Below are 15,790 nucleotides of genomic sequence, written 5' to 3'. Positions count from 1 at the left end.
CGTCTTGTCTGTGTGTGAAATCATTTACTTTTCCTAGAAGGCATGCCGTAAGGGTCTTTAGAATCCCATTTAATAACGAACTGAATAATGCTGTTGCGTTTCTGGCGGTGTTGTGTGGCTTCTGCTTGGCATTGTTTCATCATGGCAAACTGTTCAGCGATAAACCCCGCTTCAAGTGTAAAATGTTCGGCGTCATTTAATTCGATTCGTTTTTCTAAAAGCGGACCACTTAGCTCTACTATGATTTCGTCACCTTTTTGTTTGATGGGTTGGAGTGTGCCCCAATCCGCTTTGTCAAAAAAATGAAAGAGTTCATCTTCATTTTGACAGGGGTGCTTTTGCGCTAGGTTTTTACCAGCCCAATAAAGGACCTCATTTGTATGATTGCCTAGAAGCGCTGGAAGCAATTCATCTCGAATAAGAGAATAGCCAAACGGTCCGGCTGAAATATCGTTTTGTTCAGACATAAGATGTCCCTCACTTTCCACTCTATTATTATACGTGGACTCGTCCGAAAGTGTAAGAGATAGATTAAGAAAAGGTAGAAATGTTGGGCATAATAAAGAAAGAAGTCTTCCTACTATAATAGATTGTGAGTTATGTATCATTCTTTTGATGGGACTTTTTGCATGGATGCCGTATTATTCTATGGAGAAATGTTTAAATGACTAGGTATTTAGCGAAATATCAGAATTGCTTTTTATGTATACGTTTTCTTGACGCTCCATACGTATGAGAGTACAATTGATTTGTCACAAAAGTGTTATATTGTGCGAAAAAGCTAGTGTAGACGTCGAAGCTTGTAAACTTTAAAAACTTTGACGGATATACATTGCTTGTATTTATTTAGAGGGGGTAACATTCGATGGCAGAAAATCGAGAGTTTTACTGGAGGAGGCTTCATTCTTTAGTAGGAGTCATTCCTGTAGGGATCTTCCTGCTTCAGCATTTAGTAGTCAATCATTTCGCGACTCGAGGCGAACAAGCTTTTAATGACGCAGCTCATTTTATGGAAAGCTTACCATTTAGACTGCTTCTTGAAATCTTTATTATTTTCTTACCGCTGTATTTCCACGCTTTATATGGAGTATATATTGCATTTACAGCTAAAAACAATCCAAAACGTTATGGGACTTTCCGTAACTGGATGTTTGTCCTTCAAAGGTTCACAGGCGTATTCACGCTTATTTTTGTGACGTGGCATATTTGGGAAACCCGCATTGCGGCTGCTAGGGGTGCAGAGGTTAATTTTGGAATGATGGAGTCGATTTTAGCTGATCCGCTAATGCTAGCATTTTACATAGCAGGAGTTGTTTCGACAACCTTCCACTTTGCAAACGGTCTTTGGTCTTTCTTTGTAACATGGGGAATTACGGTTTCACCACGATCTCAACTAATTTCAACTTATATAACTCTTGGTGCATTTATCGCACTAACAATCGTTGGTGTTAGAGCAATATTAGCATTCTTGTAAATCGGTTATGAACATTTTGAGTGTTAGAAGCGCTGAGTAACGTTCAGTCGGCGGATTAAAGTAAGGAGATGACAAAATGAGTAAAGGCAAAATCATCGTTGTCGGTGGAGGTCTTGCGGGACTTATGGCAGCGATTAAAGCGGCGGAAGCTGGAATGTCAGTTGATTTATTTTCACTTGTTCCAGTAAAACGTTCTCACTCTGTTTGTGCGCAAGGTGGTATTAACGGAGCGGTAAATACAAAAGGTGAAGGAGATTCACCTTGGGAACATTTTGATGACAGTGTATATGGTGGAGACTTCTTAGCGAACCAACCCCCTGTAAAAGCAATGTGTGATGCTGCGCCTGGCATTATTCACTTACTAGATCGTATGGGGGTAATGTTCAACCGTACACCTGAAGGTTTGCTTGACTTTAGACGTTTTGGAGGTACACAGCATCACCGTACAGCATTCGCTGGTGCAACAACTGGTCAACAACTTTTATATGCACTTGATGAGCAAGTTCGTCGCTATGAAGTGTCAGGTTTAGTCACAAAATACGAAGGTTGGGAATTTCTTGGTTCAGTGCTTGATGACGAGGGTGTTTGTCGTGGCGTTGTTGCACAAAACCTTAAATCAATGGAAATTCTATCATTCCCTGGTGATGCGGTAATTATAGCGACTGGAGGACCTGGTATCATTTTTGGGAAATCTACAAACTCTGTGATCAATACCGGTGCAGCAGCTTCAATCGTTTATCAGCAAGGTGCACATTATGCGAATGGAGAATTTATTCAAATTCATCCAACGGCGATTCCTGGAGACGATAAACTCCGTCTGATGAGTGAATCTGCTCGTGGCGAAGGTGGACGTGTTTGGACGTATAAAGATGGTAAGCCATGGTACTTCCTTGAAGAGAAATATCCAGCTTACGGTAACCTTGTTCCGCGTGATATTGCAACGCGTGAAATTTTTGATGTATGTGTACGTCAAAAGCTTGGAATTAACGGTGAAAACATGGTTTACCTTGATCTTTCACACAAAGACCCTAAAGAACTTGATATTAAACTTGGTGGAATTATTGAAATTTATGAGAAATTCATGGGTGATGATCCGCGCAAAATACCGATGAAAATCTTCCCTGCAGTTCACTATTCAATGGGTGGATTATGGGTTGATTATGATCAAATGACAAACATCCCTGGATTATTTGCTGCTGGCGAGTGTGATTATTCGATTCACGGAGCAAACAGACTTGGTGCTAATTCACTTTTATCTTCTATTTATGGTGGAATGGTTTCTGGACCAAAAGCTGTGTCATACATTAATGGTTTGGAAAAAACAGTAGAAGATATTTCGGCAGATGTATTTGAGCGCCACGTTCAAGAAGAACAAGCAAAATGGGATCACATCATGTCAATGGATGGCGAAGAAAATGCTTATGTTATCCATAAAGAACTGGGTGAGTGGATGACGGACAACGTAACAGTGGTTCGTTACAACGACAAGCTTAAAGAAACAGATGAAAAAATTCAAGAGCTGCTTGAGCGTTATGAAAATATCAACATTAATGACACGGTAAAATGGAGCAATCAAGGTGCGGTCTTTACTCGTCAATTGAAAAACATGCTTCATCTAGCACGCGTTGTAACAATCGGAGCACTTCAGCGTGACGAAAGTCGTGGTGCACATTACAAACCTGACTTCCCAGAGCGTAATGATGAGCAATTCCTTAAAACAACAATGGCAAAATTCGATGCCACAACAAATTCACCGGAGATCTATTATGAGGATGTTGATGTGTCACTAATCGAGCCTCGTAAACGTGATTACTCTAAAGCGAAAGGAGCTAAGTAATCATGACTGCAGCAGAAACGATGACAAAATCAAAAACGATTCGATTCGAAATTTACAGACAAGATGACCTTAACTCCACGCCTTACATGGAAGAATTTGAAATTCCTTATCGCCCAAATATGAACGTGATTTCTGCACTAATGGAAATTCGTCGTAACCCATTTAACAAAAAAGGTGATAAAACAACGCCTGTATCATGGGACATGGGCTGTCTAGAAGAAGTTTGTGGAGCTTGTTCAATGGTCATAAACGGAAAACCACGTCAATCATGTACAGCACTTGTGGATCAGTTGGAACAGCCAATTCGTTTGGAGCCAATGAAAACATTTCCAGTAGTGCGTGACCTACAGGTTGACCGTAGCCGCATGTTTGATTCATTGAAAAAAGTGAAGGCATGGATTCCAATTGATGGCACGTACGATCTGGGACCTGGTCCGCGTATGCCTGAGAAAAAACGTCAGTGGGCATATGAGCTTTCAAAATGTATGACTTGTGGTGTTTGTCTTGAAGCGTGTCCAAATGTAAACAGTAAATCAAGCTTTATCGGACCTGCACCCCTTTCGCAAGTTCGCTTATTCAATGCTCACCCAACAGGTGCAATGAATAAAAGTGAACGTCTAGAAACAATTATGGGTGACGGTGGCCTTGGCAACTGTGGTAACTCTCAAAATTGTGTTGAAGCTTGTCCAAAAGGAATTCCTTTGACAACATCGATCGCAGCGCTTAATCGCGACACTAGCTTCCAAATGTTCAAAAGCTTTTTCGGAAGCGATCAACAAGTTTAAATATGAAAGCTGCGGATGTCTTGTGCATCCGCAGCTTTTTTATTGATAAAAGTGATATCTAGAGATAAATGTGAGTAACGATCATTTTAAGCATTTGCCATCCAGTGGCAGAGTTCGTACTCTTCGGGAAGCTCTTATTTGCATGCTGGAGTTGAAAAAACTGATTAATTTATTGTTACTGATGAAAACCAGAAAAATCTATCTTGTATCGTGTTTATACGTTATTATTAAGAAAATGAATGGATATTCATAATTGGAAGGAAGATGTGGTTCATGAAAGTAGAATACATAGAAGATTTTCAAAAATGGGAAGAGGGCTTTTCTTTTTATCATGAAATAAATGTTCGTTTTTCTGAAACAGATATGTTTGGTCATTTAAATAATACAGTACCTTTTGTTTATTTTGAGCAATCTAGAATTGAATTTTTTAAAGCGATTGGATTTATGCAAGAATGGGTTCGAGTCGATCAAGACACTATACCAGTTGTTGCAGATCTGCAGTGTGATTTTCTGCAACAAGTGTATTTTGATGAAACGCTTCGTGTATATGTGAAAGCAGCAACAGTAGGTGTATCGTCGGTTGATATTCATTATCGTGGTGTAAATGGAGAGGGGAAAGCCGTTTTTGTTGGCAGAGGTACAATGGTACAAATGTCTAGAAAAACAGGCAAAGGACACCCTTGGGAAGATGGGCAAAAAGAGCGGCTCTTGCGCTGAAATTTAACATATATGAAATAGATTTCGAAATCAACGCACTCCTTAGCGAACTGACTCATAAACTGGATAAACTGGCTTCAGCTTAGCAAGTGAGGAGGAGTATCCAAATGAGTCGGGCACAGTACAATCGTTCATCCATTTTAACGAAACGAGAACGCGAAGTTTTTGTATTACTGCTACAAGATAAAACGACGAAAGATATCGCGAGTGAACTATTTATTAGCGAAAAAACGGTACGTAATCATATTTCAAATGCCATTCAAAAACTAGGTGTTAAAGGAAGAGCGCAAGCGATTGTTGAATTACTTAGATTGGGAGAACTTACATTGTAAAAAGGGGAGTTTTCTCCCTTTTACAATACATATGTGGTATAAAGAGAAAAGATTCTTGCTATTTTTTTAAAAAAAGGTGACAATCAAAATAGAATGAAAACGATAGGAGTGTCGAATGCCGATGGAAACGAAAGCAACGAAAGAACTTCATGCTGCCGGTGTTATGGCGGGCATTGAGAGAGATCTTCGTTATATTTCCGGAATCATTAAACAAAAAGGCCGTGAAATTTTAAGTCAATATACGATCACACCTCCCCAATTTATCGCCTTACAATGGTTATTTGAAGTTGGAGACATGACTATTGGAGAGCTATCCAATAAAATGTATTTGGCGTGCAGTACGACAACAGATCTGGTAGATCGTATGGAGAAAAATGAGCTTGTCATGCGTGTGAAGGATGAAAATGACCGTCGTGTCGTGAGAATCCATCTGTTGCATGAAGGTGAACGCATCATTGAAGAGGTAATTCATAAACGTCAACATTACTTAAATGAGGTACTAATCGACTTCACACAAGAAGAAGTAGAAATGTTGTCAAAAGGTTTGAACCGTCTATACAATGAAATGAAATAAGAGTGAGGGGCTTTTTTTGAATAGAGCAATAGGCATCATGGATTCCGGCGTTGGAGGCTTGACGGTAGCGAAAGAAATTATGCATCAATTGCCAAATGAAAATATTGTGTATCTTGGTGATACGGCACGCTGCCCTTATGGACCTAGACCCAGTTCAGAGGTAAAACAATATACATGGGAAATGGCCCGTTTTTTATACAACCAAAATATTAAAATGCTGGTGATTGCTTGTAATACGGCGACCGCAGTTACACTTGATGAAATTCAAACCGCTTTTGACATACCGGTGATTGGTGTGATTACACCAGGAGCTAGATCGGCAATCAAACACACAAAAAATGACCAAATTGGCATTTTAGGAACAGCAGGAACGATCAAAAGCAAAGCGTATGAAGAAGCATTACAGGAAATTAGACATTCGATTCGAACATATCCGCTAGCATGTCCAAAATTTGTTCCATTGGTTGAAAGTGGAGAGTATGCAGGTTCGATGGCGAAAAAGATTGTAGCTGAAACACTTGCCACGTTAAAAAACACCAATATTGATACATTAATACTTGGTTGTACTCATTATCCGTTGTTACAGCCAATTATCGAACAATACATGGGATCATCCATTAACGTTATCAGTTCGGGTGATGAAACAGCCCGAGAAGTTAGTGCGATTTTATCCTATCGACAAGAACTAAATGAAAGACATGAAAAAGAAAAAGAGCAGCAACACCGCTTCTTCACAACAGGCTCACCAACTATTTTTGGACAAGTTGCTATGGAATGGTTGCAAAACAAAGCGCTATGTATAGACACGATCCGACTGCCGAGGGGCTAATTCCTCGGTTTTTTTCATTGAATGAGCCACGCCATAGAAGGGCGTGGCTCTTCCCGATGGATGAAATTCAAGTACATATGTTTCAGACCTTACAGAGTTTGTTATACTAATAAAGAATTTGTGTAAAAGGGATCCCGCTTCTTCTTCATAATAGTAGAGCGGTTAAAGGAGGATATTTCGATGCGCGTAGATGGACGACAAGCTTCAGAGCTTCGCCATATGACAATTGAAAAAGATTATTTAAAACACCCAGAAGGCTCCGTGTTGATCACGGTTGGGGATACAAAAGTGATATGTACTGCAAGTATAGATGAACGAGTACCGCCATTTATGAGAGGACAGGGTAAAGGGTGGATTACCGCAGAATATTCAATGCTTCCGCGTGCGACAGGTCAACGAACCATCCGTGAATCAACAAAAGGAAAAGTGCAAGGCCGCACAATGGAGATTCAGCGCTTGATTGGACGATCACTACGCTCGGTTGTTGACTTGCCTGCATTAGGTGAACGAACTGTTTGGATTGATTGTGATGTGATTCAAGCAGATGGCGGAACAAGAACAGCATCCATCACAGGCGCATTTGTTGCAATGACGCTTGCAATTGCTAAACTAATGAAAGAAAAATCGTTGACGAAATTTCCGATTATCGATTTTTTAGCAGCGACATCTGTTGGGATAAGTGAAGAACATGGAGTGATTTTAGATCTGAATTATGCTGAAGATAGCACTGCAATGGTTGATATGAACATGGTCATGACTGGCAATGGAGAATTTGTAGAGTTGCAAGGAACAGGAGAAGAAGCAACATTTTCACACAAACAATTGCTGGACATGCTTGCTATTGCAGATCAAGGAATGAAACTGATTATGCAAAAACAGCAAAGTGCTTTAGGTGAGATAGCAAATCTTATCCCAACAATTGATGAGGTAAAATCATCATGAAGCAAGTGCTCATTGCAACAAGCAACCAAGGAAAAGCGAAAGAATTTGAAACACTTTTTTCACCGCTGGGCTATTCAGTGAAAACGCTCCTTGATTATCCTGATGCACCTGATGTGAACGAAACCGGAACAACATTTGAAGAAAATGCGAAGCTAAAAGCAGAAACGATTGCTAAGCAATACAACGTTATGACGATTGCAGATGATAGTGGTTTGATTGTAGATGCCCTTGGTGGTGAACCAGGCGTGTATTCTGCTCGCTACGCAGGTGAAGAGAAGAATGACGAGGCGAATATCGATAAAGTGTTAAAGTACCTACAGGGTGTAAAGAAGTCTGCCAGAACTGCTCGCTTTCATTGTACTTTAGCTGTTGCACGCCCAAATAAAGAAACTGTCACGTTTACAGGAGAGTGTGAAGGGAACATTACGACTGAACGAATGGGCGACGGTGGATTCGGCTATGACCCTGTGTTTTGGGTTGAAGACAAGCAATGCACGCTTGCTCAAATGACTCAACGACAAAAAGGCGCAATCAGCCACAGAGGAAAAGCGATAATAAAGCTTGCAGAACTACTTCCTACTCTTACGAAATGAGGGATTCGGTGAAAGTATTAGTAATCAGTGATAACCATGGAGATACCGAAAGAATCGTAGGTGTAAAAAAGAGATATGAAGGGAAAGTAGACGCTATGTTTCATTGTGGTGACTCTGAGCTTCCTTTTAATTCAGATGAAATGGATGGCTTTATAAAAGTACGGGGAAACTGCGATTTCGATTCTAGCTATCCTGATGATAAAGTAGTGAAGGTTTTAGGGACGACTGTTTTTATGACACATGGTCATCTTTATGGAATAAAATCTTCGCTTGATCGAATTTATTACAAAGCAGCCGAGGTAGGTGCGGATCTTATTTTCTTTGGGCATTCACACACATTAGGTGCAGAAGTGATCGAAAATCGATTGTTTGTGAATCCAGGAAGCATTTTATTACCTCGTGGTAGAAAAGAAGCTACATACGCAATTGTGGAACGCATCGACTCGAACGTTGACGTGTGTTTTTATGATGACAAACATGAAGAAATCACCTCTTGGAATGGATCTATTTAATTGAACAGAAGACATTAACGGATTCTCACATGCGCGGACAACCTACGTACGTTTTCATTCAATCAGGCGTGGAATTCGCGCATGTCCAACTAATTTATAAAAAAACGTTGACTTTATGTTATTCTACTATTATAATAATAATTGTCTTACAAACAATACATACATTACATAATTTCTTGTCCCAGTAGCTCAGCTGGATAGAGCAACGCCCTTCTAAGGCGTCGGTCGGGAGTTCGAATCTCTCCTGGGACGCTAACCGAATTAAGTTACGCCATGTTTGCGTTTTGTTACCTTTACGGTGACAATGCGGAAACATGGCGTTTTTCGTATGGACGTGGAACGCACCGATACGCGTTTTTTAGACAGCGTTGAACTTCAAGGAAACCGATGGCAAAACGGAAGGGATCGATCAACGAAAGACGCCCAACGGCGGATATAAAAGACCACCGCTTCATAAACGCGCAAAGCTAAAGCGGCACACGAAATATCCGCCGATTCATCGCCTGTTTAAAAAGAAGTAACGTTTGTAACGTAGCCTTTCGAGGTTGCGTTATTTTTTGTGAAAAAACTCCGCACTTTTTCATCGGTGGTTGGTCGTAAATTCAACTCTGAAAAGCGTGCGGGATCCAACCGCAATTTGGTTAAACATTTTAGAGATCAGGGGGGACCATTCTGGGGGGATGGGTATGATCATTTAGAACATATTTGTGCCTGCTCTCATAAAGTGTAAGTGTTAGTAAAAATTAAAAATGAGGTGAAGAACTATGACGGTTAAAGAAGAAAAAGATTGTTGTGCATGTCTAGGAGTTGGCACGGCCCTTTGTTGGTTGGCGTTATCGAACGCCATTATTATCGCCGCCGCATTGTTGGTATTAGGATTCGGGGAAATATGGACTGCTGCGGTTGTCATCTCCGCGATTGTCGTGCTTATTATCGGGATTATTTTTGCGACGATTACACTCGCTCTTATTGCGAAGTTTGTATGCAAATGTTTGAAAGATAAAAAGCATCACTGCTGAAAATACTGTTGGAAGGTAGTGTATGACTATTCTTTCGAATTGTAGGGAGGTGAAGGGTTGAAAACGTCCAAAGAAAAATTTTTACTGACGGCTATACTTCTCACGTTTGTTGGGGTGCTCCTTGTTGGTGTCGTCATTGTGGCAGGGATCATTTTTTTAAATGAAAAAACCATTGTGGTGCCGGATGATAAACCCACGATTCAAGATGCAGTCGATGTGGCAGAACCAGGAGATATCATATTAGTAAAAGCCAGTGGTAGTCCTTATCTGGAGAACGTCATTATTGATAAAGATGACATCAAGCTGATTGGGACGAAAGTGGAACCTATACTAGATGGGGCAGGATCAGGTATAGGCATAGATATTGATGGACAGTCTGGCGTGTTAGTACAGAATTTTATTATTCAAAACTATGATCAGGGTATTAGCTTAGTGGACTCAGACACCACCATGTTTAAAGGGAATACCGTTACTCTTACTTCTGAAGAAGCCATTAACATAGAGGGTTCAGATAGTAACGTGTTTAAAAAGAATAGCGTTACTAATAATGAATCTGAAGGTATTAAATTAACTGATTCAGACACCAACAAGTTTGAGGGGAATACCGTTGCTCTTAATGAGGATGAAGGTATTCAATTAGAGGATTCAAATAGCAACATGTTGAAAAAGAATATCGTTACTGGGAATCGTGAAGGTATAAAGTTAATAACTGCAGAAAACAACGTGTTTAAAGGGAATACCCTTAATGAGAATACTTCTGAAAGTATCCAATTGGAAGATAATTCAAACACCAACGTGTTTAAAGGGAATACCGTTACTCTTGGTGCGGCTGAAGGTATCCAAATAGAAGATTCAAATAGTAACACCTTTATAAGGAATACCCTTACTCAGAATCGTGAAGGATTTAGCTTAGAGGATTCAAACGGCAACACGTTTAAAGGGAATACCGTTACTCTTAGTGAGAATGAAGGTATAAAGACAGAAGATTCAGACGGAAACTTGTATAAAGGAAATACCGTTAATGTGAATGGGGCTGAAGGTATTCTCTTTTCGGCAGATTCTACCGGGAATGATGTTTTCTTTAACCGTGCATTCGGTAATGTGGATGACGATATCTTTGATGGTGATACAAACAATTTCAAAGGGAATAAATGTGATAATAGTAACAAACCTAATATTTGTAATTGATCAGACTATGTCCCCTGAACGAAAACCCAAATAATGGACACTATAAAAAAGTGTCCTTATTCGGGTTTTCTATATGTTCTAAGTGAAAACCCGTATGAGTAAGAATGTGTTTTCTGAGTTTCAAATGAACGAATTGGAGAAAAATGTCCACTTCTTTGGTGTTTTTATTTCCCTCAATGCGTACTCTTTTTTCTTAATAACAGAACAGAAATGATGAAAGTGAATAAGACAATAAGAAGAGAAATAATGATGATGGTTAGTAAAGTGATTGAATTTACTAAAACTGAAAGGTTGGCGTCTATTTGACCAAGTGCCCGAACACCACTGTCAAGTAAGATGGATAGTCCGATTGGGAATAAAAATAAGGTGAATATAGCTAAAGCTGATGCTAAACAACATAGTCCTAATTTTTCAGGCTTTTCAAGGCATAAATCAGTGTGCCTCTTAATCAATAAAAGTGCAATCACAAAGACTGAAATAACTATCAGAACAAGTACAATATCCGCAACTATTAATGTAGTAGCTATTAAGGCTGGACTAGTGCCCACCACAACGGAAACAGAAAAAACTCCTGTTGCAATCTTTCCTAGTCCTATAGGGAATAAAAAAAGTGCAAAAATGGCCAAAGCTGAAGCTAAGCAACATACCGCAATGTTTTTCATGATACACCCCTTCTTTCTTTCATCCGATATTTTTTCATACATGTTAAGGCGTATATGATCTATATGAGCATCAAAAACACGTTATGCATGTCAGAAAAGTATTGAGCTTAGGTGCCTACGCGTTTTAACAGAAGGTCAAATAGGTGTAATGCGGAACTGAATCAAGCAAAAAAAGCTGTTCGTATCACTTTATGAAAGGGTGGGAATGGATTTTTAATTTGGAATTTAAGGAGTAACAATGCTAAACTCAGGGTCACGTATTAAAAGCGGAAGGGTGGTTATGTTGGTGACAAAGCGTCCTGACAAACACATAAAACGAGATCAAAAGGTCATTCCGTTTCCTGGATTAAAGGACCGACTTGTAGAAAAAGGGCTTGCAAAGCTGCAATCACAGCTCCACAAAGAAGCAATTGAACTACTAGTAGAAGCCTACGCGCTTGACGGTGAGGATCCGGTTACAGGAACTTCCCTTGCTGTTGCATTGTATGAAGATCGCCAGTGGGAGCAGTCAAAAACCATCTGTGAGCGTTTGCTATTCGAAGGGCTTGGAGACTATGAGGAAATGCTAGAGCTGTACATATTAAATTTACTTCAGCTGAAGGAACATGATCAAATCATCACAACGATCGAAACAGTGATTGACGAGCAAATTATTTCTGCTGATAAACAGGCTCACTTTGAACACCTTTTAGCAATGAGTAAACGCCATGAGCAGCAAGACGAAGGTCAACCTACACAATCATTTTCGTTAGGGGAAAAATTAGAACAACAAATGATCCAAGTGGCTAATTTAGCGAAACAAAATGTACACCCATTCAAGCAATCGTTAATAGACTCCATACAAGATAAAAACACTCATCCCTTTATTAAAACAATGGTGTTAAATGTTCTTCGCGAGCAAGGGGTACAGGACACGGTAACGATCGAGAAATGGACGCACAGAGAAGTTGTGAATCCAGCTCAATTAGTTGATCCGTTTGAATCCGAAAAATTCAGAGAGGTCGCTGAGGTGATTCAAAAAGAAGGGGGACAAGTGGATCCGACTCTTTCCGAACTTGCAATCGATCTGATAAGACGTCATATTTTTTTGTTGTACCCATTTTCATGGGATGAAATAGACGTGAAAGTCATTGGCGAAGCTTATCTACAATTAGCAAAGAGCTATATGGGAGAAGCGATTGAATGGAGCGAAAAAGAAAAGAATGGCATTGTTAAAGAAATCGAAATACTTGAAAATGTCTCAATGATATGATGTAATGTATAGCTGTTGAAAGAAAGTTAACCTATGTTATAATAAAATGGTTGCATAATGGGATTCGTGATACCTAAAATCATAGAATCAACGTCTTCATCGCTACTTAGCGTGAAACCATTAAATATTACTATAGATGTGTTGGAGGGAATTGAATATGTCAGTAAAATGGGAAAAGCAAGAAGGGAATGTTGGTGTCTTGACTGTAGAAGTCGACGCTGACACTGTAAAGCAAGGACTAGATGATGCATTTAAAAAGGTCGTTAAAAAAATTAACGTCCCTGGATTCCGTAAAGGAAAAATGCCTCGCCAAATGTTTGAAAAGCGTTTTGGAGTGGAATCTCTTTATCAAGACGCGATCGATCTTATTCTTCCAGAAGCGTATTCAGGTGCAATTGATGAAGCTGGGATCTTACCAGTTGATCGTCCTGAAATTGATGTAGAGCAAATGGAAAAAGGAAAAGAACTTATTTTCACTGCAAAAGTGACAGTAAAACCTGAAGTAAAATTAGGTGAATACAAAGGCTTAGAAGTGGAAAAACTAGATACAGAAGTTACTGATGAGGACGTTACAAACGAACTTGCAACTCTTCAAGAGCGTCAAGCTGAGCTTGTTGTTAAAGAAGAAGGTTCTGTAGGTAATGGCAACACAGTGACACTTGATTTCGAAGGCTTTGTTGATGGTGAAGCATTTGAGGGTGGCCAAGCAGAGAATTACACATTGGAAATTGGCTCAGGGTCATTCATCCCAGGCTTTGAAGAGCAACTAGTTGGTCTTTCAATTGGCGATGAAAAAGAAGTTGAGGTTTCATTCCCTGAAGAGTACCATGCAGAAGAACTTGCTGGTAAACCTGCAGTATTCAAAGTGAAAATCCACGAAATCAAAGTGAAGGAGCTTCCTGAGCTTGATGATGAATTTGCGAAAGATGCAGATGAAGAAGTGGAAACACTTGCTGAACTAAAAGAAAAAACAAAAACTCGTCTTGAGGAACAAAAGAAAGCGGAAGCGGAAAGCACACTTCGCGATTCACTTCTTGAGCAAGCATCAACAAACGCTGAAATTGATGTTCCAGAAGCAATGGTAACAACTGAAGTTGACCGTATGCTTCAAGAATTCGAGCAACGTTTATCATCGCAAGGGATGAACTTAGAGCTTTACTTCCAGTTTAGCGGTCAAGATGAGGCAGCTCTTCGTGGACAAATGAAAGAAGATGCAGGAAAGCGTGTTCGCACAAACCTAACGCTTGAGGCAATTGCAGAAGTTGAAAACATCACAGTTACAGATGAAGATGTTGAAAATGAGCTTAACAGTATGACTGAACAATTCAACATGTCAGTTGATCAAATCAAAGCAGCCCTTGGCGGATCGACGGAAGTTCTTGGAAATGATTTACGTATCAAAAAAGCAATTGATTTTCTTGTGGAAAATAGCAAGCCTGTTGCATAATAGTAAGTAAGGGAGTTCAAGGCGCGAAATCCATTCGTGCCTTGTTTTCTACCTGAAAGAAGTACATACATAGTACATACTGCCGAAAAAGTGACTAGCGTACTGCTCAATCCGTGTTTCTTCCGCCTGTGGATTTGCTGTGTTACAATTCGTATCAAAGACATTCAGTGGTAGTTTTTTGTTCGATTTGAGCATAATATTTGCCACAATCGTGCATCACACGTATGATGTGAGTTTGAAATAAGGGGTGAAAGTAATGTTTAAATTTAATGATGAGAAAGGACAATTAAAGTGTTCTTTTTGTGGTAAGACCCAGGAACAAGTTCGTAAACTAGTCGCTGGACCTGGTGTATATATTTGTGACGAGTGTATCGAGCTTTGCACAGAAATTGTGGAAGAAGAACTTGGTACAGAAGAAGAAGTTGAATTTAAAGACGTTCCAAAACCAAAAGAAATTCTAAATATTTTGGATGAGTACGTTATTGGTCAGGAACGTGCGAAAAAGTCCTTATCAGTTGCGGTATATAACCATTATAAGCGAATCAACTCGAACAGCAAGATCGATGATGTTGAACTTTCAAAAAGTAATATTTGCTTAATTGGACCAACTGGATCGGGGAAAACACTTCTGGCTCAGACATTAGCGCGTATTTTGAACGTACCATTTGCAATAGCAGATGCGACTTCATTAACAGAAGCGGGTTATGTTGGGGAAGATGTTGAAAACATTTTATTAAAGCTCATTCAATCAGCAGATTATGATGTAGAACGTGCTGAAAAAGGTATTATCTACATTGATGAAATTGATAAAGTGGCACGTAAATCTGAAAACCCATCGATTACTCGTGATGTTTCAGGTGAAGGTGTTCAACAAGCATTGTTAAAAATTCTTGAAGGAACAACAGCGAGTGTGCCGCCTCAAGGTGGTCGTAAGCACCCACATCAAGAATTTATTCAAATTGATACAACGAATATCCTGTTCATTTGTGGCGGGGCGTTTGACGGAGTGGAACAAATCGTGAAGCGTCGCCTAGGACAAAAAGTGATTGGCTTTGGTTCTGACCCGAACCAAGCAGACGTGAAAGAAAGAGAATTGCTTGCGAAGCTTGTACCAGAAGACTTATTGAAATTTGGGCTGATTCCAGAATTTATCGGACGTCTTCCTGTTACAGCTACACTTGAGCAGCTTGACGAAGAAGCACTTGTATCAATTTTGACTGAACCTAAAAATGCATTAGTTAAGCAATACAAAAAAATGCTTGAATTAGATGATGTCGACCTTGAATTTGAAGAAGGCGCTCTTCTTGAAATTTCTCGTAATGCCATTGAGCGAAAAACTGGTGCACGTGGTCTTCGTTCAATTATCGAAAGCATTATGCTAGATGTGATGTTTGATTTACCATCACGTGATGATATTAAAAAATGTATCATCACGCAAGAGACGGTTGAACGTAACGAACGTCCAGTTCTCGTGTTAGAAGACGGTACGAAAATTGGCCCAACCGATGAACAAAAAACATCCGCTTAACAGAGGAAATGAAGAAGCTGACTCGTTAGACCATCTATCGAGTCAGCTTTTTTTGACATTATGAGCAGGATAATGGATGTAGGATAGCGGAAAAGGGTA

At 39.7% G+C, this 15,790-nt stretch carries 17 protein-coding genes and 1 tRNA gene; 16 read left to right on the top strand and 2 right to left on the bottom strand.

The genetic code is table 11. The annotated features are described in order from the left end of the window. Window positions 1-20 precede the first annotated feature (20 nt). Window positions 21-467 carry a YslB family protein gene (locus AB1471_RS02185; protein WP_367777911.1) on the bottom strand — a complete coding sequence of 149 codons (447 nt, stop codon included), beginning with the start codon at window positions 465-467 and terminating at the stop codon, window positions 21-23. Window positions 468-865: 398 nt separating this feature from the next. On the opposite strand from AB1471_RS02185, the gene AB1471_RS02180 reads away from it, so the two are divergent. The 13 genes from AB1471_RS02180 to AB1471_RS02120 all read left to right on the top strand — a co-directional run bounded on the left by AB1471_RS02180 (window position 866) and on the right by AB1471_RS02120 (window position 10,802). After that, window positions 866-1,474, top strand: a complete 609-nt coding sequence (locus AB1471_RS02180) for a succinate dehydrogenase cytochrome b558 subunit (protein WP_367777910.1) — start codon at window positions 866-868, stop codon at window positions 1,472-1,474. A gap of 76 nt (window positions 1,475-1,550) precedes the next feature. Next, window positions 1,551-3,311, top strand: coding sequence for a succinate dehydrogenase flavoprotein subunit (gene sdhA, locus AB1471_RS02175; RefSeq protein WP_367777909.1), 1,761 nt, complete (start codon window positions 1,551-1,553; stop codon window positions 3,309-3,311). 20 nt (window positions 3,312-3,331) lie between these two features. Beyond that, complete coding sequence (sdhB, locus tag AB1471_RS02170) at window positions 3,332-4,096, top strand: succinate dehydrogenase iron-sulfur subunit (protein WP_367778112.1); 765 nt, start codon at window positions 3,332-3,334, stop codon at window positions 4,094-4,096. 273 nt (window positions 4,097-4,369) lie between these two features. Further along, the gene (locus AB1471_RS02165) at window positions 4,370-4,813 is read left to right on the top strand and encodes an acyl-CoA thioesterase (protein ID WP_367777908.1); all 444 of its coding nucleotides are present in this window, start codon (window positions 4,370-4,372) and stop codon (window positions 4,811-4,813) included. 107 nt (window positions 4,814-4,920) lie between these two features. Further along, complete coding sequence (locus AB1471_RS02160) at window positions 4,921-5,145, top strand: helix-turn-helix domain-containing protein (RefSeq protein WP_367777906.1); 225 nt, start codon at window positions 4,921-4,923, stop codon at window positions 5,143-5,145. 121 nt (window positions 5,146-5,266) lie between these two features. Further along, entirely contained in the window at window positions 5,267-5,719 is a 453-nt protein-coding gene (locus AB1471_RS02155; protein WP_367778111.1) for a MarR family winged helix-turn-helix transcriptional regulator, read from the top strand. Between the two features lie 16 nt (window positions 5,720-5,735). Further along, window positions 5,736-6,548, top strand: a complete 813-nt coding sequence (gene racE / locus AB1471_RS02150; RefSeq protein ID WP_367777905.1) for a glutamate racemase — start codon at window positions 5,736-5,738, stop codon at window positions 6,546-6,548. A 180-nt stretch (window positions 6,549-6,728) separates the two neighbouring features. Then, window positions 6,729-7,490, top strand: coding sequence for a ribonuclease PH (gene rph, locus AB1471_RS02145; RefSeq protein WP_367777904.1), 762 nt, complete (start codon window positions 6,729-6,731; stop codon window positions 7,488-7,490). Further along, window positions 7,487-8,083 (top strand): XTP/dITP diphosphatase, encoded by a 597-nt coding sequence (locus AB1471_RS02140; protein WP_367777903.1) that lies wholly within the window; start codon window positions 7,487-7,489, stop codon window positions 8,081-8,083. The genes rph and AB1471_RS02140 overlap by 4 nt, the downstream gene beginning before the upstream one ends. Window positions 8,084-8,091: 8 nt before the next feature. Beyond that, on the top strand, window positions 8,092-8,595 hold the full coding sequence (locus AB1471_RS02135; RefSeq protein WP_367777901.1) for a metallophosphoesterase: 504 nt from the start codon (window positions 8,092-8,094) through the stop codon (window positions 8,593-8,595). 178 nt (window positions 8,596-8,773) lie between these two features. Beyond that, window positions 8,774-8,847, top strand: a tRNA-Arg gene (locus AB1471_RS02130). A 512-nt stretch (window positions 8,848-9,359) separates the two neighbouring features. After that, on the top strand, window positions 9,360-9,614 hold the full coding sequence (locus tag AB1471_RS02125; protein ID WP_367777900.1) for a hypothetical protein: 255 nt from the start codon (window positions 9,360-9,362) through the stop codon (window positions 9,612-9,614). Window positions 9,615-9,671: 57 nt separating this feature from the next. Beyond that, entirely contained in the window at window positions 9,672-10,802 is a 1,131-nt protein-coding gene (locus AB1471_RS02120) for a right-handed parallel beta-helix repeat-containing protein (protein ID WP_367777899.1), read from the top strand. Between the two features lie 173 nt (window positions 10,803-10,975). Here AB1471_RS02120 and AB1471_RS02115 read toward each other — a convergent pair whose 3' ends face one another. Next, a complete protein-coding gene (locus AB1471_RS02115; protein ID WP_367777898.1) occupies window positions 10,976-11,464 on the bottom strand; it encodes a hypothetical protein in 489 nt (162 codons plus the stop codon). 286 nt (window positions 11,465-11,750) lie between these two features. On the opposite strand from AB1471_RS02115, the gene AB1471_RS02110 reads away from it, so the two are divergent. The 3 genes from AB1471_RS02110 to clpX all read left to right on the top strand — a co-directional run bounded on the left by AB1471_RS02110 (window position 11,751) and on the right by clpX (window position 15,691). Then, window positions 11,751-12,716 carry a tetratricopeptide repeat protein gene (locus AB1471_RS02110; protein ID WP_367777897.1) on the top strand — a complete coding sequence of 322 codons (966 nt, stop codon included), beginning with the start codon at window positions 11,751-11,753 and terminating at the stop codon, window positions 12,714-12,716. Between the two features lie 157 nt (window positions 12,717-12,873). Beyond that, window positions 12,874-14,163, top strand: coding sequence for a trigger factor (gene tig, locus AB1471_RS02105; RefSeq protein ID WP_367777896.1), 1,290 nt, complete (start codon window positions 12,874-12,876; stop codon window positions 14,161-14,163). A 256-nt stretch (window positions 14,164-14,419) separates the two neighbouring features. Next, a complete protein-coding gene (gene clpX, locus AB1471_RS02100) occupies window positions 14,420-15,691 on the top strand; it encodes an ATP-dependent protease ATP-binding subunit ClpX (protein ID WP_367777895.1) in 1,272 nt (423 codons plus the stop codon). The last annotated feature ends 99 nt before the right edge of the window (window positions 15,692-15,790 follow it).

Source organism: Jeotgalibacillus marinus, assembly GCF_040801915.1.
Taxonomy (GTDB): Bacteria; Bacillota; Bacilli; order Bacillales; family Jeotgalibacillaceae; genus Jeotgalibacillus; species Jeotgalibacillus marinus.
This window is presented reverse-complemented; position numbering and strand designations above follow the sequence as displayed.

Excerpts from the sequence above, each read along its gene's own strand:
- AB1471_RS02155 (WP_367778111.1), top strand. The coding sequence starts at position 5,267 with ATGGAAACGAAAGCAACGAAAGAACTTCATGCTGCCGGTGTTATGGCG.
- AB1471_RS02185 (WP_367777911.1), bottom strand. The coding sequence starts at position 467 with ATGTCTGAACAAAACGATATTTCAGCCGGACCGTTTGGCTATTCTCTT.
- AB1471_RS02140 (WP_367777903.1), top strand. The coding sequence starts at position 7,487 with ATGAAGCAAGTGCTCATTGCAACAAGCAACCAAGGAAAAGCGAAAGAA.
- AB1471_RS02160 (WP_367777906.1), top strand. The coding sequence starts at position 4,921 with ATGAGTCGGGCACAGTACAATCGTTCATCCATTTTAACGAAACGAGAA.
- AB1471_RS02165 (WP_367777908.1), top strand. The coding sequence starts at position 4,370 with ATGAAAGTAGAATACATAGAAGATTTTCAAAAATGGGAAGAGGGCTTT.
- AB1471_RS02180 (WP_367777910.1), top strand. The coding sequence starts at position 866 with ATGGCAGAAAATCGAGAGTTTTACTGGAGGAGGCTTCATTCTTTAGTA.
- AB1471_RS02125 (WP_367777900.1), top strand. The coding sequence starts at position 9,360 with ATGACGGTTAAAGAAGAAAAAGATTGTTGTGCATGTCTAGGAGTTGGC.
- tig (WP_367777896.1), top strand. The coding sequence starts at position 12,874 with ATGTCAGTAAAATGGGAAAAGCAAGAAGGGAATGTTGGTGTCTTGACT.
- sdhB (WP_367778112.1), top strand. The coding sequence starts at position 3,332 with ATGACAAAATCAAAAACGATTCGATTCGAAATTTACAGACAAGATGAC.
- AB1471_RS02115 (WP_367777898.1), bottom strand. The coding sequence starts at position 11,464 with ATGAAAAACATTGCGGTATGTTGCTTAGCTTCAGCTTTGGCCATTTTT.
- clpX (WP_367777895.1), top strand. The coding sequence starts at position 14,420 with ATGTTTAAATTTAATGATGAGAAAGGACAATTAAAGTGTTCTTTTTGT.
- rph (WP_367777904.1), top strand. The coding sequence starts at position 6,729 with ATGCGCGTAGATGGACGACAAGCTTCAGAGCTTCGCCATATGACAATT.
- sdhA (WP_367777909.1), top strand. The coding sequence starts at position 1,551 with ATGAGTAAAGGCAAAATCATCGTTGTCGGTGGAGGTCTTGCGGGACTT.